The 26,855-nt window shown below is 68.3% G+C and carries 26 protein-coding genes and 3 pseudogenes; 21 read left to right on the top strand and 8 right to left on the bottom strand.

The window, feature by feature from the left end:
• Positions 1–50 precede the first annotated feature (50 nt).
• The 5 genes from thyX to L6444_RS18485 all read left to right on the top strand — a co-directional run bounded on the left by thyX (position 51) and on the right by L6444_RS18485 (position 4,197).
• A complete protein-coding gene (gene thyX, locus L6444_RS18505) occupies positions 51–812 on the top strand; it encodes an FAD-dependent thymidylate synthase (RefSeq protein WP_236976444.1) in 762 nt (253 codons plus the stop codon).
• A gap of 102 nt (positions 813–914) precedes the next feature.
• On the top strand, positions 915–1,151 hold the full coding sequence (locus tag L6444_RS18500) for a BrnA antitoxin family protein (RefSeq protein WP_236976443.1): 237 nt from the start codon (positions 915–917) through the stop codon (positions 1,149–1,151).
• A complete protein-coding gene (locus tag L6444_RS18495; RefSeq protein WP_236976442.1) occupies positions 1,148–1,549 on the top strand; it encodes a type II toxin-antitoxin system VapC family toxin in 402 nt (133 codons plus the stop codon). Before L6444_RS18500 ends, L6444_RS18495 begins: the two co-directional genes overlap by 4 nt.
• 61 nt (positions 1,550–1,610) lie before the next feature.
• Positions 1,611–2,513, top strand: a complete 903-nt coding sequence (gene dapA, locus L6444_RS18490) for a 4-hydroxy-tetrahydrodipicolinate synthase (protein ID WP_236976441.1) — start codon at positions 1,611–1,613, stop codon at positions 2,511–2,513.
• A 7-nt stretch (positions 2,514–2,520) separates the two neighbouring features.
• The gene (locus L6444_RS18485) at positions 2,521–4,197 is read left to right on the top strand and encodes a ribonuclease J (RefSeq protein WP_236976439.1); all 1,677 of its coding nucleotides are present in this window, start codon (positions 2,521–2,523) and stop codon (positions 4,195–4,197) included.
• On the opposite strand, the gene L6444_RS18480 is transcribed toward L6444_RS18485, so the two are convergent.
• From L6444_RS18480 to L6444_RS18470, 3 genes are read right to left on the bottom strand one after another with little or no spacing between them, the layout of a single operon-like run.
• The gene (locus tag L6444_RS18480; protein WP_236976437.1) at positions 4,194–5,066 is read right to left on the bottom strand and encodes an SAM-dependent methyltransferase; all 873 of its coding nucleotides are present in this window, start codon (positions 5,064–5,066) and stop codon (positions 4,194–4,196) included. The genes L6444_RS18485 and L6444_RS18480 overlap by 4 nt on opposite strands.
• A gap of 4 nt (positions 5,067–5,070) precedes the next feature.
• Entirely contained in the window at positions 5,071–5,889 is an 819-nt protein-coding gene (locus tag L6444_RS18475; protein WP_289624923.1) for a mycofactocin-coupled SDR family oxidoreductase, read from the bottom strand.
• Positions 5,889–6,203 (bottom strand): putative quinol monooxygenase, encoded by a 315-nt coding sequence (locus tag L6444_RS18470; protein ID WP_236976435.1) that lies wholly within the window; start codon positions 6,201–6,203, stop codon positions 5,889–5,891. The genes L6444_RS18475 and L6444_RS18470 overlap by 1 nt, the downstream gene beginning before the upstream one ends.
• Positions 6,204–6,389: 186 nt before the next feature.
• Between L6444_RS18470 and L6444_RS18465 the strand changes: the two genes are divergently transcribed.
• Positions 6,390–8,978 (top strand): DNA translocase FtsK, encoded by a 2,589-nt coding sequence (locus L6444_RS18465; RefSeq protein ID WP_236976433.1) that lies wholly within the window; start codon positions 6,390–6,392, stop codon positions 8,976–8,978.
• Positions 8,979–8,990: 12 nt separating this feature from the next.
• Here L6444_RS18465 and L6444_RS18460 read toward each other — a convergent pair whose 3' ends face one another.
• Positions 8,991–9,515 (bottom strand): amino-acid N-acetyltransferase, encoded by a 525-nt coding sequence (locus L6444_RS18460; RefSeq protein ID WP_236976431.1) that lies wholly within the window; start codon positions 9,513–9,515, stop codon positions 8,991–8,993.
• A gap of 29 nt (positions 9,516–9,544) precedes the next feature.
• Between L6444_RS18460 and pgsA the strand changes: the two are divergent.
• From pgsA to pspM, 4 genes and pseudogenes are all read left to right on the top strand, one after another.
• A pseudogene (gene pgsA / locus L6444_RS18455) lies at positions 9,545–10,172 on the top strand (CDP-diacylglycerol--glycerol-3-phosphate 3-phosphatidyltransferase).
• Positions 10,173–10,285: 113 nt separating this feature from the next.
• Positions 10,286–10,615: a transcriptional regulator ClgR gene (clgR, locus tag L6444_RS18450; protein WP_236976429.1), complete on the top strand. Its 330-nt coding sequence runs from the start codon at positions 10,286–10,288 to the stop codon at positions 10,613–10,615.
• Positions 10,616–10,745: 130 nt separating this feature from the next.
• Positions 10,746–11,570, top strand: coding sequence for a phage shock protein PspA (gene pspA / locus L6444_RS18445; protein ID WP_236976427.1), 825 nt, complete (start codon positions 10,746–10,748; stop codon positions 11,568–11,570).
• Positions 11,571–11,584: 14 nt separating this feature from the next.
• A complete protein-coding gene (gene pspM / locus L6444_RS18440) occupies positions 11,585–12,400 on the top strand; it encodes a phage shock envelope stress response protein PspM (protein ID WP_236976425.1) in 816 nt (271 codons plus the stop codon).
• A gap of 27 nt (positions 12,401–12,427) precedes the next feature.
• Here pspM and L6444_RS30720 read toward each other — a convergent pair whose 3' ends face one another.
• Both L6444_RS30720 and L6444_RS18430 read right to left on the bottom strand, forming a co-directional pair.
• Positions 12,428–13,096 carry a PE family protein gene (locus L6444_RS30720; protein ID WP_444980223.1) on the bottom strand — a complete coding sequence of 223 codons (669 nt, stop codon included), beginning with the start codon at positions 13,094–13,096 and terminating at the stop codon, positions 12,428–12,430.
• 206 nt (positions 13,097–13,302) lie between these two features.
• Positions 13,303–13,737 (bottom strand): limonene-1,2-epoxide hydrolase family protein, encoded by a 435-nt coding sequence (locus L6444_RS18430; RefSeq protein ID WP_236976423.1) that lies wholly within the window; start codon positions 13,735–13,737, stop codon positions 13,303–13,305.
• Positions 13,738–13,780: 43 nt separating this feature from the next.
• On the opposite strand from L6444_RS18430, the gene L6444_RS18425 reads away from it, so the two are divergent.
• Together L6444_RS18425 and L6444_RS18420 are read left to right on the top strand one after the other, a co-directional pair.
• Positions 13,781–14,947 (top strand): glycosyltransferase, encoded by a 1,167-nt coding sequence (locus L6444_RS18425; protein WP_236976420.1) that lies wholly within the window; start codon positions 13,781–13,783, stop codon positions 14,945–14,947.
• Between the two features lie 22 nt (positions 14,948–14,969).
• On the top strand, positions 14,970–15,164 hold the full coding sequence (locus L6444_RS18420) for a DUF3046 domain-containing protein (RefSeq protein ID WP_444980222.1): 195 nt from the start codon (positions 14,970–14,972) through the stop codon (positions 15,162–15,164).
• Positions 15,165–15,322: 158 nt separating this feature from the next.
• Here L6444_RS18420 and L6444_RS18415 read toward each other — a convergent pair whose 3' ends face one another.
• Entirely contained in the window at positions 15,323–15,970 is a 648-nt protein-coding gene (locus L6444_RS18415; protein WP_236976418.1) for a (2Fe-2S)-binding protein, read from the bottom strand.
• A gap of 177 nt (positions 15,971–16,147) precedes the next feature.
• Here L6444_RS18415 and recA point away from each other — a divergent pair, with 177 nt between their 5' ends.
• From recA to L6444_RS18395, 4 genes are all read left to right on the top strand, one after another.
• On the top strand, positions 16,148–17,188 hold the full coding sequence (recA, locus tag L6444_RS18410; RefSeq protein WP_236976416.1) for a recombinase RecA: 1,041 nt from the start codon (positions 16,148–16,150) through the stop codon (positions 17,186–17,188).
• Positions 17,154–17,681, top strand: coding sequence for a recombination regulator RecX (gene recX / locus L6444_RS18405; protein WP_236976414.1), 528 nt, complete (start codon positions 17,154–17,156; stop codon positions 17,679–17,681). Before recA ends, recX begins: the two co-directional genes overlap by 35 nt.
• A gap of 72 nt (positions 17,682–17,753) precedes the next feature.
• Positions 17,754–19,349, top strand: coding sequence for a tRNA (N6-isopentenyl adenosine(37)-C2)-methylthiotransferase MiaB (gene miaB, locus L6444_RS18400; RefSeq protein WP_370653111.1), 1,596 nt, complete (start codon positions 17,754–17,756; stop codon positions 19,347–19,349).
• A 4-nt stretch (positions 19,350–19,353) separates the two neighbouring features.
• Entirely contained in the window at positions 19,354–19,962 is a 609-nt protein-coding gene (locus tag L6444_RS18395) for an Rv2732c family membrane protein (RefSeq protein ID WP_236976413.1), read from the top strand.
• On the opposite strand, the gene L6444_RS18390 is transcribed toward L6444_RS18395, so the two are convergent.
• A complete protein-coding gene (locus L6444_RS18390; protein ID WP_236984244.1) occupies positions 19,959–21,326 on the bottom strand; it encodes a DUF349 domain-containing protein in 1,368 nt (455 codons plus the stop codon). The genes L6444_RS18395 and L6444_RS18390 overlap by 4 nt on opposite strands.
• 515 nt (positions 21,327–21,841) lie before the next feature.
• Here L6444_RS18390 and L6444_RS18385 point away from each other — a divergent pair.
• From L6444_RS18385 to hflX, 5 genes and pseudogenes are all read left to right on the top strand, one after another.
• Positions 21,842–22,804, top strand: coding sequence for a DMT family transporter (locus L6444_RS18385; RefSeq protein ID WP_236976412.1), 963 nt, complete (start codon positions 21,842–21,844; stop codon positions 22,802–22,804).
• A gap of 20 nt (positions 22,805–22,824) precedes the next feature.
• A pseudogene (locus tag L6444_RS18380) lies at positions 22,825–23,507 on the top strand (class III extradiol ring-cleavage dioxygenase family protein).
• Positions 23,504–24,424 carry a tRNA (adenosine(37)-N6)-dimethylallyltransferase MiaA gene (gene miaA / locus L6444_RS18375; RefSeq protein WP_236976411.1) on the top strand — a complete coding sequence of 307 codons (921 nt, stop codon included), beginning with the start codon at positions 23,504–23,506 and terminating at the stop codon, positions 24,422–24,424. Before L6444_RS18380 ends, miaA begins: the two are co-directional and overlap by 4 nt.
• A gap of 17 nt (positions 24,425–24,441) precedes the next feature.
• Positions 24,442–25,311 carry a diaminopimelate epimerase gene (gene dapF, locus L6444_RS18370; protein ID WP_236976410.1) on the top strand — a complete coding sequence of 290 codons (870 nt, stop codon included), beginning with the start codon at positions 24,442–24,444 and terminating at the stop codon, positions 25,309–25,311.
• Positions 25,312–25,358: 47 nt separating this feature from the next.
• Positions 25,359–26,784 (top strand): annotated as a pseudogene (gene hflX, locus L6444_RS18365) (GTPase HflX).
• Positions 26,785–26,855 lie beyond the last annotated feature (71 nt).

The raw sequence follows: 26,855 nt of genomic DNA, 5'->3' as shown, positions 1-26,855 counted from the left end.
ACCGGTGCAGCGCGATACCGGCAGTGGCCGCGCGGGCTAAGGTGAGCGCCGTGGCCGAGACCGCGCCGCTACGCGTGCAACTGATCGCCAAGACCGACTTCCTGGCGCCCCCCGACGTCCCCTGGACCACGGACAGCCCTGACGTGCAAGGGGGCTCCGCACTGGTCGAGTTCGCCGGTCGCGCCTGCTATCAGAGCTGGTCCAAACCCAATCCTCGGACCGCGACCAACGCCGGCTACATCAAGCACATCATCGACGTCGGGCATTTTTCGGTGCTCGAGCACGCCAGCGTCTCGTTCTACATCACCGGCGTCTCCCGCTCCTGCACCCACGAACTGATCCGGCACCGGCATTTCTCCTATTCGCAGCTCTCGCAGCGCTACGTGCCCGAATACGAGTCCCAGGTCGTGGTCCCGCCCGGCATGGAGGACGACCCCGAGCTGCGGGAGATCCTGACGGCGGCCGCAGACGCCAGCCGCGCCACCTACACCGAGCTGCTGACCAAGCTGGAAGCCAAGTTCGCTGACCAACCCAACGCGGTGTTGCGGCGCAAACAAGCCCGCCAGGCCGCCCGCGCGGTACTGCCGAACGCCACCGAAACTCGGATCGTCGTGACCGGCAACTATCGGGCCTGGCGGCACTTCATCGCCATGCGGGCCAGCGAGCACGCCGACGTCGAGATCCGGCGGCTGGCTATCGCCTGCCTGCGCCAGCTGGTCGACGTCGCGCCTGCGGTTTTCGCCGACTTCGAGATCACCAGGCTCGCGGACGGCACGGAAGTCGCCACGAGTCCTTTCGCGACCGAAGCCTGAGGCCGCGTAGCGGGGGAAGGCGTAGGGAGCAATCGGGTTGTGTGACCGAAGCCTGAGGCCGCAGGTCTGACCCCCTAGGCGGTTCAGCGCTAAAATAGCGCTGTGGCGACCATACAGATCCGGGAAATCCCCGAGGATGCCTACCTGGTCATCCGAAATCGTGCCCGCGCCGCGGGGCGATCGCTGCAGTCGTACATGCGCGACTGGGTGGTCGATTTCGCCAACCGCCCCACTCCGGCTGAGGCGCTGGAAGAAATGGCGGCGGCACGGAAGGCGGGCGATACTCCGGCCGCCACAACGGAATCCATCCTCGCCGATTTGGCCGAAGACCGGCGGTGAAGGACTTTGTCATCGATGCGTCGGCATTAGTGCTGAGCCTGGTCGGTAAGACCGCCGCAGCGGACGCGTTGCGGCAGCGGCTGCCTCAGATGCGCCGACATGCGCCGCACCTGATCGACGCGGAGGTGGGAAATGTGCTGCGCCGTCACGAGCGGGCCGGGCTCATAAGCGCCAGAGAAGCTGAAACGGCGCTGCGGATGCTCGATGCACTGGTAGACAACCGCTACCCACATGCCGGGATGTTGGCTCGCCGAGCGTGGGAAATGCGGCACCACGTCAGCTTCTACGACGAGCTTTATGCAGCCCTTGCCGGACATCTTGACATCCCGCTACTCACTGCGGATGCCCGCCTCGATCGCGCGGCAGGCCTGGCATGTCGCGTCGAAGTGGTCGGATGAACCGCCGGACCGTCCGCGGCGATACCAATCGGCTTGCCGTAGCCAGGTAATCTGGTCAACCGTGAGCACCGTCGGATTCGATGCCCCAGCGCGGCTGGGAACCTTGCTGACCGCGATGGTGACACCATTCGACGCCGACGGCGCCCTGGACGCCAAGACCGCGGCCCGGGTGGCCACGCACCTGGTGGATCAGGGGTGCGACGGGCTGGTGGTCTCGGGCACCACCGGTGAGTCGCCGACCACCACCGACGACGAGAAGCGCGAACTGCTGCGGGTCGTTCTCGACGCGGTGGGGGACCGGGCCCGGATCATCGCCGGTGCAGGCACCTACGACACCGCGCACAGCATCAAACTGGCCAAGGCAGCGGCGCAAGAGGGCGCGCACGGACTCTTGGTGGTCACTCCGTACTACTCGCGGCCGCCGCAGAGCGGGCTGCGGGCCCATTTCACCGCCGTCGCCGACGCCACCGACCTGCCGGTCGTGCTCTACGACATTCCGCCGCGCTCGATCGTGCCGATCGAGCCCGACACCCTGCGCGCGCTGGCGGCCCACCCCAATATCGTCGCGGTCAAAGACGCCAAGGCCGACCTGCACGGCGGCGGGCAGATCATCGCCGAAACCGGTCTGGCCTACTACTCCGGCGACGACGCGCTCAACCTGCCCTGGCTGGCCATGGGCGCCACCGGCTTCATCAGCGTGATCTCCCATCTGGCCGCGGGTCAGCTACGAGAATTGTTGTCCGCCTTCAATTCCGGCGACATCGCCACCGCCCGCAAAATCAACGTCGCGCTGGGTCCGTTGTGCAACGCGATGGCAAGGCTGGGCGGAGTCACGCTGTCCAAGGCCGGTCTGCGGTTACAGGGCATCGACGCCGGCGGCCCACGGTTGCCCCAGGTCGCCGCCACCCCCGAGCAACTCGACGCGCTGGCCGCGGACATGCGCGCGGCGTCCGTTCTCAGGTGAGCTGGCAGTGAACGAAGAACTCGCCCCACCAGGTCCCCTGCCCGCGGGCGGGCTGCGGGTCACAGCGCTCGGTGGGATCAGCGAAATCGGCCGCAACATGACGGTTTTCGAGCATCTCGGCCGGCTGCTCATCATCGATTGCGGGGTGATGTTCCCCACCCACGACGAGCCCGGCGTCGACCTGATCCTGCCCGACCTGCGTCACATCGAAGACCGCCTCGACGACATCGAGGCGCTGGTGCTCACCCACGCGCACGAGGACCACATCGGGGCGATCCCGTTCCTGCTCAAGCTGCGTCCCGACATCCCGGTCGTCGGCTCCAGATTCACCCTGGCGCTGGTTGCCGCCAAATGCCGGGAGCACCGGATCAAGCCGGTGTTCGTCGAGGTCAAGGAGGGGCAGAGCAGCCGGCACGGCGTGTTCGAATGCGAGTACTTCGCGGTCAACCACTCCATTCCCGACGCGCTGGCGATCGCCGTCTACACCGGTGCGGGCACCGTGCTGCACACCGGCGACATCAAACTCGACCAACTGCCGCTGGATGGCCGACCCACCGATCTGCCCGGCATGTCACGCCTCGGCGACGCCGGCGTCGATCTGTTCCTGTGCGACTCGACCAACGCCGAGCACCCCGGCGTCGGGCCGTCGGAAAGTGAGATCGGCCCGACTTTGCACCGGTTGATCCGCGGCGCCGACGGGCGGGTGATCGTGGCATGCTTCGCCTCCAACGTCGACCGGGTGCAGCAGATCATCGATGCCGCAGTGGCTTTGGGCCGCCGGGTTTCGTTCGTGGGCCGATCGATGGTGCGCAACATGGCCATTGCGCGTGAGTTGGGCTTCCTGCGGGTCGCCGACACCGACCTGGTCGACATCGCGGCGGCCGAGATGTTGCCACCCGACCAGGTGGTCCTGGTCACCACCGGTACCCAGGGTGAACCGATGGCGGCGCTGTCGCGGATGTCGCGCGGCGAGCATCGCAGCATCACCCTGACATCGGGGGACCTGATCGTGTTGTCCTCGTCGCTGATTCCGGGTAACGAGGAGGCGGTCTACGGCGTCATCGACGCGCTGGCCAAAATCGGGGCTCGTGTCGTCACCAACGCCCAAGCGCGCGTGCATGTTTCGGGCCATGCTTACGCCGGGGAACTGCTCTTCCTGTACAACGGGGTGCGGCCGCGTCACGTCATGCCGGTGCACGGAACCTGGCGGCACCTGCGAGCCAACGCCAAGCTGGCCGCCAGCACCGGCGTGCCCCAGGAGTCGATCCTGTTGGCGGAGAACGGCGTCAGCGTCGACCTGGTCGCCGGCAAAGCCGTGGTGGCCGGCGCGGTTCCGGTCGGCAAGATGTTCGTCGACGGCTTGATCACCGGCGACGTCGGCGAGATCACGCTGGGGGAGCGGCTGATTCTGACCGAGGGTTTCGTCGCGGTGACCGTCGTGGTCAAGCGCGGCACCGCAAAGCCGGTGGTGCCGCCGCATCTGCATTCGCGCGGGTTCTCCGAAGATCCGAAAGCGCTTGAGCCGGTGGTGCGTAAGGTCGAAGCGGAGCTGGAATCGCTGGCGGCCAACAACGTCGTCGACCCGATCCGGATCGCGCAGGGTGTGCGCCGCACGGTGGGCAAGTGGGTGGGCGAGACGTATCGCCGTCAACCCATGATCGTGCCGACCGTCCTGGAGGTTTAGGTCTTCTCGGCGTATGCCGACCATTCGATCTGGGAAGTCGCCAGTTTGCGCCCGGTGGGCGCGACGTAGCGCTCGCTGAGTTCGTCGGGCCCGAGTTGCTCCACCAGTCGCCAGCCGTATTCGTTCAAGAACTGCGCGACTTCGTCGGGATCAAGACCGAAGTGCCACAACTTCTTTCGTCCACGGACCGACCGGTACAAGGTGCGGGTTCCGTATCGGTTGGTGCCGTCGATGAAGTCGCGACGGACGTAGGTGAACACCAGGCGGCTGCCCGGTGCCGTCGGGCGCAGCCCCTCCAACGTGGTGCGTACCGCTTGCTCGGTGAGGTATTGGGTGACTCCCTCCCAGATGAAGAACGCCCGGTAGTCGGGGAGGTAGCCGTGCTCGGCCAGTGCGGTCAGCAGGTCGTCGCGTTCGAAGTTCAACGCCACCAACCGAACCGAGAGTGGCAGTTCGCCCAGCACCCGTCGTACCGTTTTGGCCTTGCGGGCGATGTTGACCGGCAGGTCCACCTCGAAGACAGGCTTGCGGACCTGGCGGTTCAACCGGTACGCCTGGGTGTCCAGGCCGGCGCCGAGGATCACCACCGCGTCGATATCGTCGAGAGCCTCGGCGAGTTTGTCGCCGATAAATCGTTTGCGGCAAGCGATATTGGCCCATAGCCCGCGGCCGGTCCACTCCGAGGCGCGGATCAGCGCGCCGCGGACTGTCGGCCAGTGTGTCGTGGCGACGAGCAGGCGCATCGGTATCGGCAGAAACAGTTCGGCGAGATCATCGTCGATCAGCCTGCGATCGGCCGACTCGTTCTGCTCGACGGCGGCCAGCACCATCGGCCCGAATGCGGTGCGCGCGGCGGGGTTTCGGGACATACGCCTACCTCTTGTTCACCGAACCCGCGTCAACCGGCAGCGTGACCCCGGTGATGTAGCGGGCCTGGTCGGACACCAGCCAAGCTACCGCGTTGGCGATGTCGTCGGGCTGCAGAATCTGCACCGGCAGTGCATTGGTCATTCCCGGGGCCGAACCCGATTCGGCGACCATGTCGGCCAGCCACTGGCGGATGAACTTGTTGTTGATCATCGGTGTGTCGACCCCGGACGGATGCACCGAGTTGACCCGAATGTCATGTTTGGCAAGCAGATTGGCGTACAAGCGCATCAGTCCGACCATCCCGTGTTTGGCGGCGGCATAGCCGATGGAGCCGGCGTCGGCGCTGCCGACGCCGGCCAGTCCGGCGGCCGAGCTGATCAGCACGATCGAACCTCCGTCGCCGTGCGCGACCAGAGCAGGAATCGCGACGTCGACGGTGTGGTAGGCGCCAGTGAGGTTCACGTCGATGACATCGCGCCAGCCGTCTGCGGACTGCATCGGCGCGATACCGGCATTGGCTATCACGATGTCGAGCCGGCCGAACTCGTCCAGACCTTCTTGCAGCGCCGCCGCCAGCGCGTCGCGGTCCCGGACGTCGGCTTGGCGGGCCACGATGCGCGCACCGGTGTCCTCGACCTGCTTGACGGTGACGGCCAGATCCTCGGCGGTGCCCAGCGGGTAGGGGACGCTGTCGATCTGGCCGCACAGGTCGACCGCGATCACGTCGGCGCCGTCGGCGGCCAACCGGACCGCGTAGGCACGGCCCTGGCCGCGCGCGGCGCCGGTGACGAAGGCGACCTTGCCTTCGAGCGCGCGACTCATCAGGAGCGCAGTTGGCCCTTGTCGGGGTCTCCAGCGGGAAGCGGCTGCAACATCTTGATGTCGGGAGCCCCGGCCAGGTGATCGCCGACGGCGGCGAACATCTTGCCGATCGCGGGGGCGGTGCTGTGGGTCTTGAGCGCCTCCTCGTCGGCCCACTGCTCGACGAAGACGAAGGTCTCACCGGTCTGGTGCAGCGAGTACAGCTGGCAGCCGGGCTCTTCGTGCACCTCGCCGGCGGCGCCGGTGAGAATGTCGCGGACGGTGTCGACCGATTCAGGCTTGACGGTCATGGTGGCGACGACGACGACGGGCATGGTGAGCCTCCTGGCGACTTTGGCGGGTTCAGGCGTGAACTTTCGGTGGTGCGCCGCGGCACAACCGCGGCCGGTTGTCACCCTACTCACACCGGTCAGGTCACGAGGCGGGCACATCGCGGCGACGCGGTCGTTACCAGTGTGGCGGATGGTGCAGATGTTGTTTTTGCGACTAGGCTTGCGATCATGGCAAGTAAGACCGTCGCTGGCTCCGGAACCCGAACGAGCAGGTCAAAGGGTTCTCCGCGGACCGGAGCCCGAGGTGGGCGAGCCGCAGCAGCTGGCACATCGCAGGCCAAGCGTGCAGCCCGGCCGGCCAAACGCCCGACCCGGGCCGCCAAGCGTCCCGCCCGCCCAGCCAAGCGCCGCAATCAGTCGCTCCTGGTGCTGGCGGGAATCGCCGGGGGCCGGGCGGCCCGCGCCACCTGGATGATGGCCGCCCGAGGCACCGGCACCGCCGCACGGTCGATCGGCCAGGCTCGCAACATCGAACCCGGCCACCGACGCGACGGCATCGCGCTGGTGCTGCTCGGTCTGGCCGTCATCGTCGCCGCCAGCTCGTGGTTCGGCGCCGCCCGGCCGGTCGGCGCGTGGGTGGACGCCGGATTGCGCACCTTCATCGGTTCGGCGGTCGTGCTGCTGCCGCTACTGGCCGCCGCCGCGGCGATCGTGCTGATGCGCACCGAACCCAACCCCGACGCGCGGCCGCGGCTGATCCTGGGATCCAGCCTGATCGCCCTGTCTTTCCTCGGGCTGCGCCACCTGTGGTCGGGATCGCCCGAGGATCCCGAAATGCGCCGGCGGGCGGCCGGCTTCATCGGCTTCGCCATCGGTGGTCCGCTCTCGGACGGGCTGACGCCGTGGATCGCGGCCCCGCTGCTGTTCATCGGCGCGTTGTTCGGGCTGCTGCTGCTGACGGGCATCACCATCCGCGAAGTGCCCGACGCCCTGCGCAGCATGTTCGGCACCCGGATGTTCCAGCGCGACTACGACGACTACGACGACTTTGCCGCAGACGACTTCGCCGGCGACGACGCGGACACCGTCGAAGTGACGCCGGCCGAGGACTTCTCCGACGGCTACTACGACCAGTCCCTCGACGACGTCCCCAAGGCGTGGCCGTCGGCGCAAGCCCCGCAGACCCCGGGTCCCGAAGTCCAGGAGCCCGAAGACTCAGTCGATTCCGAGGCTCCGACGGAGCCCGTCCTCGGGCGGTCGCGGCGGCGCGGCGGCAAAGCCGAAAAGCGGGGCGATCAAGCGCTCGACCGCGTCGTCGAGGGCCCCTACACGCTGCCGTCGCTGGATCTGCTGGTGGCCGGGGATCCGCCGAAGAAGCGCAGCGCCGCCAATACGCACATGGCCAGCGCCATCGGCGAGGTGCTCACCCAGTTCAAGGTCGACGCCGCCGTCACCGGATGCACCCGCGGTCCCACGGTCACCCGCTACGAGGTCGAACTCGGACCCGGCGTCAAGGTGGAGAAGATCACCGCGCTGCAAAAGAACATCGCCTACGCGGTGGCCACCGAGAGCGTGCGCATGCTGGCCCCCATCCCGGGCAAGTCCGCGGTCGGCATCGAGGTCCCCAACACCGACCGCGAAATGGTGCGGCTCGCCGACGTACTCACCGCGCCGTCCACCCGCCGCGACCACCACCCGCTGGTGATCGGGCTGGGCAAAGACATCGAAGGCGACTTCATCTCGGCCAACCTGGCCAAGATGCCGCACCTGCTGGTCGCCGGCTCCACCGGATCCGGCAAATCCAGCTTCGTCAACTCCATGCTGGTGTCGCTGCTGACCCGGGCCACCCCCGAAGAGGTCAGGATGATCCTGATCGACCCCAAAATGGTGGAACTCACGCCCTATGAAGGCATTCCGCACCTGATCACGCCGATCATCACCCAGCCCAAGAAGGCCGCCGCCGCGCTGGCGTGGCTGGTCGAGGAGATGGAGCAGCGCTACCAGGACATGCAGGCCTCCCGGGTGCGGCACATCGACGACTTCAACGCCAAGGTGCGCTCCGGGGACATCACCACGCCGCTGGGCAGCCAGCGTGAATACCGCCCGTACCCCTATGTGCTGGCCATTGTCGACGAGCTGGCCGACCTGATGATGACCGCACCGCGCGACGTCGAGGACGCGATCGTGCGGATCACGCAGAAGGCCCGCGCCGCCGGCATCCACCTGGTGCTGGCCACCCAGCGGCCCTCGGTGGACGTCGTCACCGGGCTGATCAAGACCAACGTGCCGTCCCGGCTGGCGTTCGCCACGTCGTCGCTCACCGACAGCCGGGTGATCCTGGACCAGGCCGGCGCGGAAAAGCTGATCGGGATGGGCGACGGCCTGTTCCTGCCGATGGGGGCGAGCAAGCCGATCCGGCTGCAGGGCGCCTACATCACCGACGAGGAGATCCAGGCCGTCGTCGCCGCCTGCAAGGACCAGGCCGAGCCGGAATACACCGACGGCGTGACCGCCGCGAAACCGACCGGGGAACGCGCCGACGTCGACCCCGACATCGGCGACGACATGGATGTCTTCCTGCAGGCGGTGGAGTTGGTGGTGTCCAGCCAGTTCGGCTCGACCTCGATGCTGCAGCGCAAGTTGCGGGTGGGCTTCGCCAAGGCGGGCCGGCTGATGGACCTGATGGAGACCCGCGGCATCGTCGGGCCTTCGGAGGGCTCCAAAGCGCGCGAGGTGCTGGTCAAGCCCGACGAGTTGGCCGGGACGCTGGCGCTGATCCGCGGCGGGGCGAACGCCGACGGCGGCGACGCCGAGTAGCTGCTCGCATGGCTACAGGACCAGCAGCATCCGGGAATTACCCAGCGTGTTGGGTTTGACGTAACTCAGATCCAGGAATTCGGCCACGCCGATGTCGTAGGAGCGGCACATCTCCTCGAACACCTCGGCGGTGACCGGGGTGCCCTCGATCTCGGTGAAACCGTGCCTGGCGAAGAACTCGGTCTCGAAGGTCAACACGAACAGTCGCTGCAGCTCCAGCTCCCGGGCTACCTCGAGCAGCCTGTTGACGATCGCGTGGCCGATGCCGTGGCCGGTCATCGCCGGATCGACCGCGACGGTCCGGATCTCGCCCAAGTCCGCCCAAAACACGTGCAGTGCCCCGCAACCGACGACCTTGCCCTCGATTTCCGGGTGCTCGGCGACCCAGAACTCCTGGACGGACTCGTAAAGCGTGACGAGATTCTTTTCCAGCAGGATTCGGCCCGAATAGGTGTCGACGAGATGCTTGATGGCGGGAACGTCGGAAGTCCGCGCCCGCCGGACCACCGGCTGGTTGTCCCGTCGACTTTGGGTCACGTGCAAACAGTATCGACGTCAGCCACCACATGAGCTGGTCAGCCGTTATTCTGTTGCCGTGGTCGGGGCAGCCGCAGACAGGTCAGATCGAAGGCCGTGCCCGCATCGCGAATCTCGCCAACATCCTGACTCTGACCCGGCTGCTGCTCGTCCCGATCTTCCTCTATGCCCTGTTCTACGGCGACGGCCACCACACCTACGCGCGGATCGTGGCGTGGGCGATCTTCGCCGTCGCCTGCATCACCGACCGGTTCGACGGACTGCTGGCCCGCAACTACGGCATGGCGACCGAGTTCGGCGCATTCGTCGACCCGATCGCCGACAAGATTCTGATCGGGTCGGCGCTGATCAGCCTGTCGATGCTGGGTGAGTTGCCGTGGTGGGTGACGGTGGTCATCATGGCCCGGGAGGTGGCCATCACCGCGTTGCGGCTGGCCGTCATCCGGCGCGGCGTTATCCCGGCCAGCTGGGGGCGGCAAACTGAAGACGGTCGTCCAAGCGGTGGCGATCGGGTTGTTCGTACTGCCGCTCGCGGGTCTGCTGCACACCGCCGCGCAGGTGGTGATGGGGCTGGCGATCGTGCTGACGCTGGTCACCGGCATCGACTACGTGGCGTCGACGGTGCGAGAAATCCGCCACACCAAGCGGTCCGGTTAGATTTCTGTCGTTTTCCTGGGAACCAACGCGGCCCCGGTTGGCGTTGTCCTAAAGTCCCATGCTTTTTAGGGGCACGATCGTGACTGGATTCTGACCGGATGGAGGAGAGCGCGATGACGTCACTGGTGCGCGAGGTCATTGGCGACGTGCTGCGGGGGGCCCGGACATCTCAGGGCCGGACGCTGCGCGAGGTGTCCGATTCGGCGCGGGTAAGCCTCGGGTATCTGTCGGAAGTCGAGCGCGGTCGCAAGGAACCCTCCAGCGAGCTGCTCAACTCGATCTGCGACGCGCTGCAAGTCCCGTTGTCGCAGGTGCTCATCGACGCCGGCGAGCGGATGGCCGGTGAGGAGCGCAGCAGCGCACGCCTCGACGCCGGGGCCGCCACCATCGATGTCAGCACCAAAGTCGTCATTCCGCCGGTGGTCGCGCTGGCCGTCGCCTGATTGCCGGCCGAACACCTCGTCATTTTGGTCCCACCATGGGTGGGTAGATGCGGGTTGACCCACTAAATTGAGCGTCAGGGGTAGCGTTGCGGCCCAACCAGCACATAAGAAGCGAAGGCGGAGCTCACTGATGGCCAATCCGTTCGTCAAGGCGTGGAAATACCTGATGGCGCTGTTCAACTCGAAGATCGACGAGCACGCCGACCCCAAAGTGCAGATCCAGCAGGCCATCGAGGAAGCCCAGCGCACCCACCAGGCGCTAACCCAGCAGGCCGCGCAGGTCATCGGCAATCAGCGTCAGCTTGAGATGCGGCTCAACCGGCAGCTGGCCGACATCGAGAAGTTGCAGGTCAACGTGCGTCAGGCGCTGACGCTGGCCGACCAGGCCACTGCCGCCGGAGATGCCGCCAAGGCCACCGAGTACAACAACGCCGCAGAGGCCTTCGCCGCGCAGCTGGTCACCGCCGAGCAGTCCGTCGAAGACCTCAAAACCCTGCACGACCAGGCTTTGCAAGCCGCGGGCCAGGCCAAGAAGGCGGTTGAACGCAACGCGATGGTGCTGCAGCAGAAGATCGCCGAGCGCACCAAGCTGCTCAGCCAGCTCGAGCAGGCCAAGATGCAGGAGCAGGTCAGCGCGTCGCTGCGGTCAATGAGCGAGCTCGCCGCGCCGGGCAACACCCCCAGCCTCGACGAGGTGCGCGACAAGATTGAACGCCGATACGCCAACGCGATCGGATCCGCCGAACTCGCCCAGAACTCCGTGCAGGGCCGCATGCTCGAAGTCGAACAGGCCGGCGTCCAGATGGCCGGGCACTCGCGGCTCGAGCAGATCCGCGCCTCGATGCGCGGCGACGCACTGCCGGCCGGGGGGACGCCTGCACCCGGCGTGAACACCACCACGCCCGCCACCGGGGCCGCCGGACCTGTTCCTGAGCAGCCCTACGGTCAGCAATAGGCGTGACGTCCGAGATGTCTGCGAAGTCGAATCCACATCCGCGGTGGCGGGCGCTGCTGCAGCGCGGATTCGATACCGTTGCCGACTTGACCGGCCTGGTCGCCCAGAAGATCAACGCGGTCGCCGATCCGCGCGCCCGGATGCTGCGCCGCCGCCGCCGCGCGCTGCGCTGGGCCTGGATCTTCACCTTCGGGTGCCTGTTCTGGGCGGCGGTGACGGCGGGACTGGCAGCCTGGGGCTGGTTCGCGCTGCTGCTGCAGATCACCGGAGCGATCGCGGTCTTGATGGTGATTCCCGCGACCCTGCTGTTCTTCCGCTACCACTGGTTGAAGGCCGAGCCGCTGCCATCGCCGCGGCTGAGCAACATCCGGCGGCTGCCGGCGCCGGGGTCGGCCGCTCGGCCGGCGATGTACGCGCTGGGGGCCTCCGAACGCGGGTTCTATTCGCTGCTAGGCGTGATCGAACGCGGCGCCCTGCTACCGGCCGACGAGATCGCCGAGTTGACTGCCGCGGCCAACCGGACGTCAGCGGCGATGGCCGCCACCGCGACGCAGGTGGTGTCGATGGAACGGGCCGCGCACAACTCCGACCCGTCGCGGGAGTACCTGGTGCCGACCATCAACGCCTACACCGCTCAGCTGGGCGCGGGCGTTCGTCAGTACAACGAAATGGTCACTGCGGCAGCGCAATTGGTGTCGGCGGCAAACGGGGAGGGCGCGGGCGGCGCGATTCAACAGCGCTACCGCGACGAGCTGGTCGACGTGACCGATCGGTTGATGAGCTGGGCGCAGGCGTTCGACGAGCTCGGTGGGTTGCCGAGGGCAATGTAGGCCTGACCGCGCTGCAGCGGAGGCGAACTACCGCCCGTTCTGACCGCTGGAGCCGAGTAGTAGCCCGCCGGCGCCACCGGGACCGACTGCGCCGCGCGTCCCGCTAGCGGCGGCAGTCCCGCCGTTGCCGCCGTTGCCGATCAGCCAGGCGTCGCCGCCGCTGCCGCCATCACCGCCCTTGCGGGGCGCACCAGCCAGCGTTTGACCGCCGTTCCCGCCGTTGCCGGCATCGCCGATCAGCCCGGCCTTGCCGCCGTTTCCGCCGTTTCCGCCGTCGCCGCCGATGCCGCTTCCGCCGGTGCCGCCGGCCCCGCCGCTACCGTAGACCGGTCCGGCATTTCCGCCGGTCCCCCCAGGCCCGCAGTACTGACCCAAGCCGCCGGCGCCGCCTGCGCCGCCGGAGCCGATCAGCGCGCCGGTGCCGCCGGCGCCGCCCTGGCCGCCGGTGCCGGCAGCCATGATCTGCACGAATTGTTCATGGAACGCCGACGCCTGCGCGCTGAGGGCCTGGTACGCCTGGCCGTGGGTTCCGAACAACGATGCGATGGCGGCCGACACCTCATCGGCGCCTGCGGCCAGGACCGCGACGGTGGGGGCTGACGCGGCGGCACCCGCCGCATCCACCGACGCGCCGATGCTGGCCAAGTCCGCTGCAGCTGCCGTTATTAACTCTGGCGTCACGACTACAAATGACATTTTGGGCCTCCCCAATTTGCCATGGCCTATCGGTCATGCGCATTACGAGGCTCCGAGCCTGCCCTCGAACCTCGTCAGCGTCATCGTAAGTCGATCGCGGCGCGGTGATTTTTAGGTTTTTCACCGAACAACGTCAAATTTCGCTCAGAAATTTGCCATTTGCCACGTGCCGCGGCATGTGCCGTTTGCTGTGGACGTGGCTTGCCCTAAAGCGTCGGGCGCAGCGACGGGATCACCATGCCGGCCACGCCACGCAGCGTCGCCTTGAGCATGTCGAAGACGTCGAAGTAGTCCCGCCAGAGCGTGATCCGCCCGTCGCGCACCTCGAACACCCCGCACACCCAGAACTGGATTCGCAGCGGCCCGAAGACCAGCACGTCGGTGCGTTCGGTGAGCACCGCGTCGCCGTCGGCGGCCACCCGGTGGAACTTCACCTCGAAACCCATCCGGCCCTGCATCTTGCGGAACAGCTTCACCACGCGGCGACCACCGCGGATCGTCGAAAACCCGACGTTCTCGTAGACGAGGTTGTCGTCAAGGGCGGCGTCCAGGGTCTCGAAATCCTGATCCTGCAGCGCATACAAGAATCCCTCGACCGTGCGGATGTTGTCGTTGGTGGTGGTCTGAGTCAGCTCGGTCATGGTTGCCAGCGTAGGCGAGTGCGGTTGTGGCAGGGTAGGGCCGATGCGCGTCGCCGTGGTAGCCGGGCCCGATCCCGGGCACTCGTTTCCCGCGATCGCGCTGTGCCGGCGCTTATCCGCGGCCGGAGACACGCCCACGCTGTTCACCGGGGTCGAGTGGCTGGAGGCCGCCCGCGCGGTCGGGGTCGACGCCGTCGAACTGGACGGTCTGGTGGCCGTCGACGAGGACGTCGATGCCGGCGCCAGGATTCACCGGCGAGCGGCGCGGATGGCGGAGCTCGTCGCGCCGACGCTGCGCGAGCTGGCTCCCGACCTGGTGGTCTCCGACGTCATCACCGCCGGCGGTGGCATGGCCGCCGAACTGCTGGGCATCCCGTGGGTCGAGCTGAGCCCGCATCCGCTGTACCTCCCGTCGAAGGGGTTGCCGCCGATCGGCAGCGGTCTGGCGCCTGGGACCGGGGTGCGGGGACGGCTGCGCGACACCGTGATGCGAGCGCTGACGACACGCTCGGTGCGTGCGGGTCAGCGCCAGCGTGCCGCCGTGCGGGTGGACATCGGTTTACCGGCCGACGATCCGGGGCCGCTGCGGCGGCTGATCGCCACGCTGCCGGCGTTGGAGGTGCCTCGCCCGGATTGGCCGGACGAGGCCGTCGTGGTGGGACCGCTGCATTTCGAGCCGACCGAACAGGTGCTGGAGATTCCGCCCGGCTCCGGGCCGGTAGTGATGGTAGCCCCTTCCACCGCGGCGACGGGCACCATCGGGCTGGCGGAGCTCGCCCTGGAAAGCCTGATACCGGGCGACACTTTGCCCGAGGGTTCGCGGCTGGTGGTGTCGCGGCTCGGTGGTGCGGACCTGGCGCCGCCGCCCTGGGCTGTGGTGGGGTTGGGCCGGCAGGACGAGCTGTTGACCCACGCCGATGTGGTGATCGGGGGCGGCGGTCACGGCCTGGTGGCCAAGGCCTTGCTCGCCGGGGTGCCGCTGGTGGTGGTACCCGGCGGTGGCGATCAGTGGGAGATGGCGAACCGGGTGGTGCGGCAGGGCAGCGGGCGGCTGATTCGCCCACTGACCGCCGAGGCGCTGGTATCAGCGGTCGGCGACGTGCTGGGGTCGCCCGGGTATCGCGAGGCCGCCCGGCGGGCCGCCGACAGCATTGCGCAGGTGGCCGACCCGGTGCGGGTGTGCCACGAAGCGCTTGCTTTGGCCGGGTGACCGGCTGGGTATCTTGGCTGGCGTGCGGCTGACGGAGTTCAACGAGCGGGTGGTGCTGCGCTTTGGCGCCGCCTACGGCGCATCGGTGCTGGTCGACCACGTTTTGACCGGGTTCGGCGGGCGCACGGCCGCGCAGGCGATCGAGGACGGCGTCGAGCCGCGTGAGGTGTGGCGGGCGCTGTGCGCGGACTTCGACGTCCCGCGCGACCAGTGGTGATGTTGCTCCCTTTTCGCCGAACGTCACGCTGGCGCACACTTCGACGCCGAACGTCACGCTGGCGCCCAACTCCCTGCCTTTCCGCCGAACGTCACGCTGGCGCAGACTTCGACGCCGAACGTCACGCTGGCGTGACTCTCGGCGGGGAACTCAAGCCGTCAAAGCCCGCAGTCGCCGCATTTGCCACCGCCAGGCACGCGGTAGTAGAGACAGCAGCTGTTGCGCCGGAAGCCCAGATCGGGGCCGACGAGTTCGCCGGTTCCGGCCAGTTCGCCGATATCCAGCAGGGCGGCAGTGGTGCGGGTGATCGGCCCCCGGAGATCGGGCCGCGCCGCGAGCAGCATTCGCGCGGTTCCGGTGAGCGCCGAGGCGATGTTGCCGGAGCGCAGGCCAGGTGCCAGATTGACCCGCAGGCCGGCGGCAAACCGCTCCATGTGGTCCTGCACGACGACGCAATACAAGAGTTCGGGATCGGGTGGAACGGTTTCGCCGACGGGTTCGGGCAGCCGCAGTTGGGCGCTGTCGTCGGCGCGCTGCAGGTCGGTCAGGTCGGGCAGCACGCCGTGGGCCAGCACACAGGCCAACACGAGTGACCACAGCCGAGCGGCGTGGGCCAGGTGCACCAGCGAAGCGCCGATTCGCGGCTCGGAGCTGGCCAGGCGCGTGTTGGTGACATCGATCAGATCGGTGAAGCCGTCGGTGTAGGACGTGGTGACGGGATGCCAGCCCGTGGGGTCGCCGCCCACTTTCACGGCGAAAAATCCTCCATAGGTGGAGATCTCGGCGAGTTCGGCGGCGATGTCCATGGGTTTCCGGGTGCCTTTCCGGCGAAATCGCCCTATGCGGCGTGTCGAAAGTGGAGTCGAACAGGTGTTCGGCTAGTGTGTTGGCATTCGGAGATCTCGACTTGTCGGTGGCCCTCTCTAGTGTCACAGCCAACCGACCAATACCGGTCACCGAACACCGACTACAGGAGAGGCACCATGGCACAAGCCCCTGACCGCGAGAAGGCTCTCGAACTGGCGATGGCCCAGATCGAGAAGAGTTACGGCAAAGGCTCGGTGATGCGCCTCGGCGACGAGGTGCGTCAGCCGATTTCAGTCATCCCGACGGGGTCCATCGCGCTGGACGTCGCGCTGGGCATCGGCGGCCTGCCCCGTGGCCGGGTCATCGAGATCTACGGCCCGGAGTCCTCGGGTAAGACCACCGTGGCACTGCACGCGGTGGCCAACGCCCAGGCAGCCGGCGGCGTCGCGGCGTTTATCGACGCCGAGCATGCGCTGGACCCGGATTACGCCAAGAAGCTCGGCGTCGACACCGATTCGCTGTTGGTCAGCCAGCCGGACACGGGGGAGCAGGCACTTGAGATCGCCGACATGCTGATCCGTTCGGGTGCGCTGGACATCCTGGTCATCGACTCGGTGGCGGCACTGGTGCCGCGCGCGGAGCTCGAAGGCGAGATGGGTGACAGCCACGTCGGGCTGCAGGCCCGGCTGATGAGTCAGGCGCTGCGGAAAATGACTGGTGCGCTTAACAATTCGGGCACCACGGCGATCTTCATCAACCAGTTGCGCGAAAAAATCGGAGTCATGTTCGGGAGTCCTGAGACGACCACCGGCGGCAAGGCGCTGAAGTTCTACGCGTCGGTGCGTATGGACGTGCGGCGGATCGAGACGCTCAAGGACGGCACCAACGCGGTCGGCAACCGCACCCGCGTCAAGATCGTCAAGAACAAGGTGTCACCGCCGTTCAAACAGGCCGAGTTCGACATCCTCTACGGCAGGGGTATCAGCAGGGAAGGTTCGCTGATCGACATGGGAGTGGATCAGGGCTTCATCCGCAAAGCCGGGGCCTGGTTCACCTACGAGGGCGAACAGCTCGGCCAGGGCAAGGAGAACGCCCGCAACTTCCTGATGGAGAACAGCGAAGTGGCCAACGAGATCGAGAAGAAGATCAAGGAAAAGCTCGGCATTGGTGCAGTGGTGACCGATGACAGCGTCCTGCCCGCCCCCGTCGACTTCTGAGTCGTCTCGCCGCGAAGAGCAGGCGCGGGCATTGTGCCTGCGCCTGCTCACCGCGCGAGCACGTACCAGGGCCGAATTGGCCGGCCAACTGGCCAAGAAGGGCTATCCCGACGAGGTCAGCCACCGGGTACTCGACCGGCTGGCCGCCGTCGGGCTGGTTGACGATGCGGACTTCGCCGAGCAGTGGGTGCGGTCGCGGCGGGCGAACGCGGGTAAGAGCAAACGCGCGTTGGCTGCTGAGCTGCGTACCAAGGGCGTGGACAACGAGGTGATCACCGGGGTGCTCGGCGGGATCGATGCCGGTGCCGAGCGGGCGCAAGCCGAGCAGCTGATACGGACTCGGCTGCGCCGGGAGGTGCTGGGTGGCGACGACGACATCAAGGTGACTCGCCGGCTGGTCGGGCTGCTGGCCCGCCGCGGGTACAGCCAGACCGTCGCGTGCGAGGTGGTGCTGGCCGAGTTGGCCGCCGAACGGGAGCGTCGGCGGGTCTAGCCGACCCGGCTGCGGGGGCTGCCGTGAGCTGCGGGTTCCTCCGGTCAGCGGCGGTCCCCGTACCATTACCCCGTGACTTCGACGGTGGTACCAGGCGTTGCGGGCGCGGCGAGTGACGCCGTTTCCGCAGCGTCGGCGCGGACCTACCAGGTGCGTACCTACGGCTGCCAGATGAACGTCCACGACTCCGAGCGACTGGCGGGCCTGCTCGAGGCGGCCGGCTACCAGCGCGCGGCCGACGAGGCCGAGGCCGACATCGTCGTGTTCAACACCTGCGCCGTCCGGGAGAACGCCGACAACAAGCTCTACGGCAACCTCAGTCACCTGGCGCCACGCAAGCGCAGCAACCCCGACATGCAGATCGCCGTCGGCGGGTGCCTGGCGCAGAAGGACCGCGACGTTGTGCTGCACAAGGCGCCGTGGGTCGACGTCGTCTTCGGCACTCACAACATCGGCTCGCTGCCCACCCTGCTGGAACGCGCCCGGCACAACAACGCGGCACAGGTGGAGATCGCCGAGGCCCTGCAGGAGTTTCCGTCTTCGCTGCCGAGTGCTCGCGAATCGGCTTATGCCGCTTGGGTTTCCATCTCCGTGGGCTGCAATAACAGCTGCACGTTCTGCATCGTCCCGTCGTTGCGGGGCAAAGAGGTCGATCGCAGTCCCGCCGACATTCTGGCCGAGGTGCGCTCACTGGTGGACGACGGCGTCCTGGAAATCACCCTGCTGGGTCAGAACGTCAACGCCTACGGCGTCTCTTTCGCCGACCCCGCGATACCCCGCGACCGCGGCGCCTTCGCCGAACTGCTCAAGGCCTGCGGCGACATCGACGGCCTGGAGCGGGTCCGGTTCACGTCACCGCACCCCGCCGAGTTCACCGACGACGTGATCGAGGCGATGGCGCAGACACCGAATGTCTGCCCGGCGCTGCACATGCCGCTGCAGTCCGGATCGGATCGGATCCTGCGCGCGATGCGCCGTTCCTACCGCGCCGAGCGTTACCTCGGCATCATCGAACGGGTCCGGGCGGCGATGCCGCATGCCGCCATCACCACCGACCTGATCGTCGGATTTCCCGGCGAGACCGAGGAGGACTTCCAGGCCACCCTCGACGTCGTGGCCCGGGCTCGATTCGCGGCGGCATTCACCTTCCAGTACTCGCAGCGCCCCGGCACCCCCGCCGCTGAACTCCCGGATCAGCTACCGAAAGCCGTTGTGCAGGAACGCTATCTGCGTCTCGTCGACCTGCAGGAGCGGATCTCCCTCGAGCACAACCGCGCCCTGGTCGGCCAAACCGTCGAACTTCTGGTCGCCACCGGGGAGGGACGCAAGGACGCCAGCACGGCACGCATGACGGGCCGGGCGCGCGACGGCAGGCTGGTCCACTTCGCCACCAGCGACCGGACCCAGGCGGTCGACTCGACCGGGCGCGTGTCGGGAACCGACCAGGTGCGCCCCGGTGACATCGTTACCGTGCGAGTTACCGACGCCGCACCGCACCACCTTATTGCCGATGCCGGCGTCCTGAGCCATCGCCGCACCCGCGCCGGAGACGCGCACGCCGCGGGCCGCAAACCGAGCAGCGGGGTCGGCCTCGGCATGCCCGCGGTCGGGTTGCCGCTCGCCCCGGCCCAACCGGCCGGATGCGGTCAACCCGGCTTCGGTCGATGAGCAGATGAACGGAGACACAGACGTGGCGGATTTCGACGCCTACCGGTCCGAGATCGAGGACGCCGAGCGGCGTGTGGCACGTGAAATCGATCCTGGTGCAAGGGCTTTGGTCGTGGCGATCTTGGTGTTCGTATTGGTGAGCTCGTTCGTCCTGCCGCACACCGGAAGCGTCCGCGGCTGGGATTTGCTGTTCAACACCCACGGCGCCGCCCAGGCGGTGGTCGCGCTGCCGTTGCGGGTTTTCGAGTGGCTGGCGCTGGTGTTCGGGATCGGCTTCTCCACGCTGGCGTTGCTGACCCGGCGCTGGGCGGTGGCGTGGGTGGCACTGGCGGGCTCGGCGCTGGCCAGCGGCGCCGGCATGCTGGCCGTCTGGTCGCGCCAGACTGTGCCGCTCGGCCACCCCGGCCCGGGCATCGGCCTGTTCGTCTCCTGGATCACCGTGATCCTGCTGACCTTCCACTGGGCCCGCGTGGTGTGGCAGCGCACCATCGTGCAACTGGCCGCCGAGCAGGAACGGCGCCGCGTCGTCAGCGAGCTGGAGTCCAACACCGTCCTGGGCCGTCCGCCCGCGGAGCCGACCGACCCCGAAAGCCCCGAGCCCGACGAACGCTAGGACCTGCGGGTCAGCGCCTTGGCCGCGGCGTCGGCCCACTGCTGCCACTGCTCGGCGTTGGCCCTGGCCTGATCGGCTTCTTTGGTCTTGCCCGCCGCCTCGGCCTTGGCCGCCTGCTGTTCGTACTGCTCGGCGCGGGCCCGGAACTGCTCGGCGCGGGCCTGCGCCTGCGGGTCCGCCCAGTCCGACTCGCCTGCGTCACGCACCTTCTTCTCGATCGCCCGCAGCCGCCGCTCCAGATCGGCGGACCGCTCCCGCGGCACCTTGCCGATCGCATCCCATTTGTCGGCGATCGCGCGCAGCGCGGCGCGCGCGGCGTCGTGATTGCTGGTGTCGATCTTCTCCGCTTCGGCCAGCAGGGCCTCTTTGGCGGCGGCATTGGCCCGCTGCTCGGCGTCCTTTTCCGCGGTGACGGCGTTGCGGGCCTTGAAGAACGTGTCTTGAGCGGCCTTGAACCGGCGCCACAGCGCGTCGTCGACGTCCTTGCTGGCGCGTCCCGCCGCCTTCCACTCGGTCAGCAGCTTGCGGAACTCGGCGCTGGTGGCCGCCCAGTCCGTCGAGTCGGACAGCGCTTCGGCGCGCTCACAGAGCCGCTCCTTGGCCGCACGGATGCCCGAGCGCTCCCGGTCCAGTTCGGCGAAGTGGGAACCGCGCCGCCGGTTGAAGGTCTCCCGCGCGGTGGAGTAGCGCTTCCACAACGCGTCGTCGACCTTGCGGTCCAGCCCGCTGATCGTCTTCCACTCATCGAGGATGGCCCGCAGCCGGTCGCCGGCGACTTTCCAGTGCGTCGAGTTGGTGGCCAGCTCCTCCGCCTCGGCGGCCAGCGCCTCCTTGCGGGCGGTCTGGGCGATCCGATGCTCTTCGCGCCTGGACCGGTGCGCCGTGACGTACACGTCGATGCGCGCCTGGATATCGTCCAGCCGGCGGGCGATCGCGTCCACGTCGCCGAGCACCGCAGCCGTGGGCAACGTCTCGGCCAGTGCGGCGGCGTGGGCGCTGATCTTGCGGGGATCCCCGGTGCCGGACACCAGCCGCTCTTCCATCAGCGAGACTTCGGTGCTCAGGTCGTCGAAACGCCGCCCGAAATGGGAAAACGCGGCTTCGGGGTCACCGGCTTGCCAGGAGCCGACAACACGCTCGCCGGACGCGGTGATCAGCCATACGGTGCCGTCGTCGTCGACCCGCCCGAACTTGTGCGGATCGCTGGGCGGGTGCTTGGACACGTGGTGGGTGACCGTGGGTCGGGTACCCGGCGCCGGACCGGGCCGGGGCCCGGGACCTGGGCGCGGGCCGGGTACCGGCCTGGCGGATGTTTCACTGATCGACCCTGCTGAGTCGTTGCCGCTGGGCTGGTCACCCGTCATTGCGCTCGTCACCTATCCTTCTCCGTCACGCGGTCGAGATCCCGCGCAGCTGCCGCGCGAAGCGGCACCCAAGACGACCGGCAGCTCTGGTGCTCTGCCGACCGGTTCCCCACCAGTATTCAAGCAGTTTGGCAGGCGGTACGCGGCCACCTTTGGGCACCGATGCTTTTTCCCGCCGTGACAGGGTGCGTAACGAATCGGTTCCCGTTGGATTGCACCCGGCGGGGACTGCTCGCGGCCGGGTACCGTAACGAGGGGACGTCGGCGGGCGCGGAGCATTCTCACAGCCGCCACATAACCGGCTCTGGGCGGAGCTGAAGTTTCGCTGGCAAGGCTCTGGGGCGAGGTAACCGTCGGGAGGTTTCCAAGGGCGCGAAACGGATTGGCGACCGGCCGCAGCACTGTTCAGTGTCTCTGCAGAGCCATACAGTATTGGTTGAACTGCCAGCGAATATCAGGTGTCCGTAGACCTGACGGGGGGACGCTGGCGGCGAAGTTGGGAATGAGGGTCACCCATGTCAATGGTTGCGATCGCCGGGATCATCGCCCTGTTCGCGGCGCTGGCCTCGGCGACGGGCGACGTGATCCGCCAGCGCTCGGCGCACGAGATCACCGACGAGCAGGTCGGCCATCTCAAGCTGTTCGGCATGTCCCTGCGTGACGCGCGCTGGTGGACGGGCGGTCTGTGCGCCATCCTCAACTACAGCCTGCAGGCGGTGGCGCTGATCTGGGCGTCGGTGATGCTGGTGACGGCGCTGCAGGTGACGGCCCTGCTGTTCGCTCTGCCGATCTACTCGCGCCTGACCCACCACCGCATCACCCGGTCGGAGTGGATCTGGGCGAGTGTGCTGGCCGCGTCTCTGGCGGTGGTCATCTCAGTCGGTGACCCGACGGCCGGACATGACCGGGCACCGCTGTCGACGTGGCTGATCGTGGCCGTGGTGATGGGTCCGCTGTTGGTGTCCTGTGTGATCGCGGCAAAGGTGTGGTCGGGCCGCCCGCAGGCAGCGGTGCTGCTGGCCTTCGTCGCGGGTTCCTCGCTGGCCTTGTTCGCCGTGCTGACCAAAGGCGTCGTCGACGTGCTGCACACGCGGGGTTTCTTGGCCGCGATCAGCGCGCCGGAATTCATCCCGTGGCTGGTGATGATGCTGTGCGGGATGATTTTCCAGCAGTCGGCGTTCCGCGCCGGCGTGCTGACGGCATCGCTGCCGACGATGACGGTGGCCAAGCCGGTGGTGGCCACGGTGCTGGGTATCACGGTCCTGGGGGAGACGCTGCGGGCCGACGGCTTCGAGTGGGTCGGCCTGGGTGCGGCCGTCGCCATGGTGATCGCCGCGACGGTGGCGCTGGCTCGCGGCGAGGCCGCCACGATCGAGGCCGAGGCCGAAGCCGAAGCTGAAGCCCCCACCGCCCCGGCCCGACCCGCCGCTCCCGTCATCGCGGCCGAGGAGCCGGCGTGGGGGCCGACGACTGGGTGACGTCCAGCTAGTTTGGTGGCGTGCTGAGCGCGATCGCGATCGTCCCTTCCGCGCCGGTGCTGGTCCCGGACCTGGCTGGGGCGGCCGCCGCCGAGACGAGTGAGCTGCGGACGGCGGTACTGGCCGCGGCCGCGGTGTTGCCGGCCCGGTGGATCGCCGTGGGCATTGCGGGCACCGACGCCACCCTGGGCCCGGAGTGCGCCGGAACCTTCGCGGGATTCGGCGTCGACGTACCCGTGGCTCTCGCGCCGGGAAGCCGCCAGCCGACCGACCTGCCGTTGTGCGCGCTGCTGGCTGGGTGGGTCCGCGGCCGGGCCCGACCTGACGGCAGCGTGCAGGTCCGGGCGTATGCCGCCGACCGGGACCCCGCCGGCGCGCTCGCGTGCGGGCGCCGGTTGCGTATTGAGATCGACGGCGAATCCGAGCCGATCGGTGTGCTGGTCGTCGCCGACGGCGTGAACACCCTGACCCCGAGCGCGCCCGGCGGCTACGACCCCAGCGGCGCCCCTCCGCAGCTGGTCCTCGACGATGCGCTCGCCGCCGGTGACATCGGCGCCCTGGCCCGGCTGCCGGACCGGGTCCTGGGTCGGGTCGCCTTCCAGGTGCTGGCCGGTCTGGCCGAACCGGACCGCGGTCGGCCAAGGAGCTCTACCGGGGGGCGCCCTACGGGGTGGGCTACTTCGCCGGTGTCTGGCAACCATGAGACCGCTGGCGATCATCGGCCCGACCGGCACCGGCAAATCGCAACTTGCGCTCGACGTCGTGGACCGGTTGGGCGGCGCGGCGGAGATCGTCAACGCCGACGCGATGCAGCTCTACCGCGGCATGGACATCGGGACCGCCAAGTTGCCGGTCGCCCAGCGCCGCGGCATCCCGCACCACCAGCTCGACGTCCTCGACGTCACCGAAACCGCCACCGTTGCCCGCTATCAGCAGGCGGCCGTCGCCGACATCGAGGCGATCCGGGCCCGGGCGGCCGTCCCGGTCGTGGTCGGCGGGTCGATGCTCTACATCCAATCCCTGCTGGACGACTGGTCCTTCCCGGCGACCGATCCGGCCGTACGCGCCCGCTGGGAACAACGGCTGGCCGAGATCGGGGTGGCCCGGCTGCACGACGAACTGGCCCGCCGGGATCCCGTCGCGGCCGCGGCGATTCTGCCCACCGACGGCCGGCGCACGGTGCGGGCGCTGGAGGTAATCGAGCTCACCGGGCAGCCGTTCGCCGCGTCCGCGCCGCGCATCGGTGTCCCCCGGTGGAACACCGCGATCGTTGGGTTGGATTGTGACACAACGATTCTCGACGAACGCCTGGCGCGGCGCACCGAGCTGATGTTCACCGAAGGGTTGGTCGACGAGGTGCGGACGCTACTCGGTCGCGGCCTGCGCGACGGCGTCACCGCCGCCCGCGCGCTGGGTTACGCGCAAGTCATCGAGGCACTGGACGCCGGCGGAACCGCCGAACTACTCGACGACGCGCAGCAGCAGACCTTTTTCGGCACCAGGCGCTATGTGCGACGGCAACGATCGTGGTTTCGCCGCGACCACCGCGTGCATTGGATCGATGCGACCGCGGCCGACGCGGTCGATCAAACGCTGCGGGCCTGGCAACGCTCAGGCTGAGTTCGTAGGCTGATCCGGTGTTCTTCGCCAAGGGTCACGGCACCCAGAACGACTTCGTGCTGCTGCCCGACGTCGATTGCCGGGTGGGGTTGCCCGCCGCCAAGGTCGCCGCGTTGTGCGACCGGCGCCGCGGCCTGGGCGCCGACGGTGTGCTGCGGGTCACCACCGCCGGGGCCGCGCAGGCCGCCGGCGTGCTCGATCGGCTGCCCGATGGCGTGTGCCCCGGCGACTGGTACATGGATTACCGCAACGCCGACGGCTCGACCGCGCAGATGTGCGGCAACGGCGTGCGGGTGTTCGCCCACTACCTGCGTGCCAGCGGGCTGGAGACGCGCGACGAGTTCGTGGTCGGCTCCCTGGCCGGACCCCGGCCGGTGACCCTGCACCACGTCGACCAGACCAACGCCGACGTCACCGTCGACATGGGCAAGGCGAATGTGCTCGGCCGCGGCGAAGCTACGGTCGGCGGCAGGCGATTCGCCGGAGTGGCGGTCGACGTGGGCAACCCGCACCTGGCGTGCGTCGATCCGCAACTGACCGCCACCGCGCTGGCCGCCCTGGACGTCGCGGCGCCGGTCACCTTCGATACCGCGCAATTCCCCGAAGGTGTCAACGTCGAGGTTCTCACCGCCCCCGCCGACGGCATGGTCACCATGCGCGTCCACGAACGTGGTGTCGGCGAGACCCGGTCGTGCGGCACCGGAACGGTCGCGGCCGCCGTCGCGGCGCTGGCATCCGAGGGTGCGCAGACCGGAACCCTGACCGTGCGCGTTCCCGGCGGCGACGTCGTCGTCACCGTCACCGAGGCCACCAGCTTCCTGCGCGGGCCGTCGGTGCTGGTGGCCCGCGGCGAGCTCGACGACGCCTGGTGGGACTCACCGGCCTGATATTCAGGTGCATCGCCGCCCGCGACGTGCCACCATCGAAAGCGCTTATGAATTATCCAGATTCGCCCGAAACGGGCATTCCAGAACCCAGCCTCGGTGAGCTCGCGCTCGAAGATCGATCCGCGCTGCGCCGCGTCGCCGGGCTGTCGACCGAACTCACCGACGTCTCCGAAGTCGAATACCGGCAGCTGCGCCTGGAGCGGGTGGTGCTGGTCGGCGTGTGGACCGAGGGGACCTCAGCCGACAACCAGGCCAGTATGGAGGAGCTGGCGGCGCTGGCCGAAACCGCTGGCTCCGAGGTCCTCGAAGGCCTCATTCAGCGCCGCGACCGCCCCGACCCGTCCACCTATATCGGCTCCGGCAAGGCCCAGGAGCTGCGCGAAGTGGTGATCGCCACCGGCGCCGACACGGTGATCTGCGACGGCGAGCTGTCCCCGGCCCAGCTGACGGCGCTGGAGAAGGCCGTCAAGGTCAAGGTCATCGACCGCACCGCGTTGATCCTGGACATCTTCGCCCAGCACGCCACCAGCCGGGAGGGCAAGGCACAGGTAGCGCTGGCGCAGATGGAATACATGCTGCCGCGCCTGCGCGGCTGGGGTGAGTCGATGTCGCGGCAGGCCGGCGGTCGCGCCGGTGGCAGCGGTGGTGGGGTGGGCCTGCGCGGCCCGGGTGAAACCAAGATCGAGACCGATCGGCGCCGCATCCGCGAGCGGATGTCCAAGCTGCGCCGCGACATCAAGGCGATGAAGCAGGTGCGCGACACCCAGCGCAGTCGCCGGCTGCACGCCGACATGGCGTCGATCGCCATCGTCGGGTACACCAACGCCGGCAAGTCGAGCCTGCTCAACGCGCTGACCGGGGCGGGAGTGCTGGTCCAGGACGCGCTGTTCGCCACGCTGGAGCCCACGACGCGGCGCGCCGAGTTCGAGGACGGCCGGCCGTACGTGCTCACCGACACCGTCGGGTTCGTGCGGCACTTGCCCACCCAGTTGGTCGAGGCGTTTCGGTCCACTCTGGAGGAGGTGGTGGACGCGGACCTGCTGGTGCACGTCGTCGACGGCTCCGACGTCAACCCGCTGGCCCAGATCAGCGCGGTTCGGCAGGTGATCTCCGAGGTCATCGCCGACCACGACACCGCGGCGCCACCGGAGTTGGTGGTGGTGAACAAGGTGGACGCGGCAAGCGGCCTGATGCTGGCCAAGTTGCGTCACGAACTGCCCGGCGCCGTCTTCGTCTCCGCGCGCACCGGGGGAGGGGATCGACGCGCTGCGTGTTCGGATGGCCGAACTCGTGGGTCCGACCGACGCCGCGGTGGACGTGGTGATCCCCTACGAGCGCGGTGACCTGGTCGCCCGGCTGCATGCCGAGGGTCGGGTGCAGCAGGCGGAGCATCAGGCGGACGGCACGCGGATCAAGGCCCGGGTGCCGGCGGCTCTGGCCGCCACCCTGCACGATTTCGGTCGGGGGGCCTGACCGCTGCGATCAGCCGTCGGGGCGTCCGGCCACGCCTGCCGCCGACCAACCGCCCGGTTGGTATATGTTGG

Source organism: Mycobacterium kiyosense, from assembly GCA_021654635.1.
GTDB lineage: Bacteria > Actinomycetota > Actinomycetes > Mycobacteriales > Mycobacteriaceae > Mycobacterium > Mycobacterium kiyosense.
Note: the sequence above shows the minus strand (reverse complement) of the source record. Positions and strands in the feature narration are given on the sequence as shown.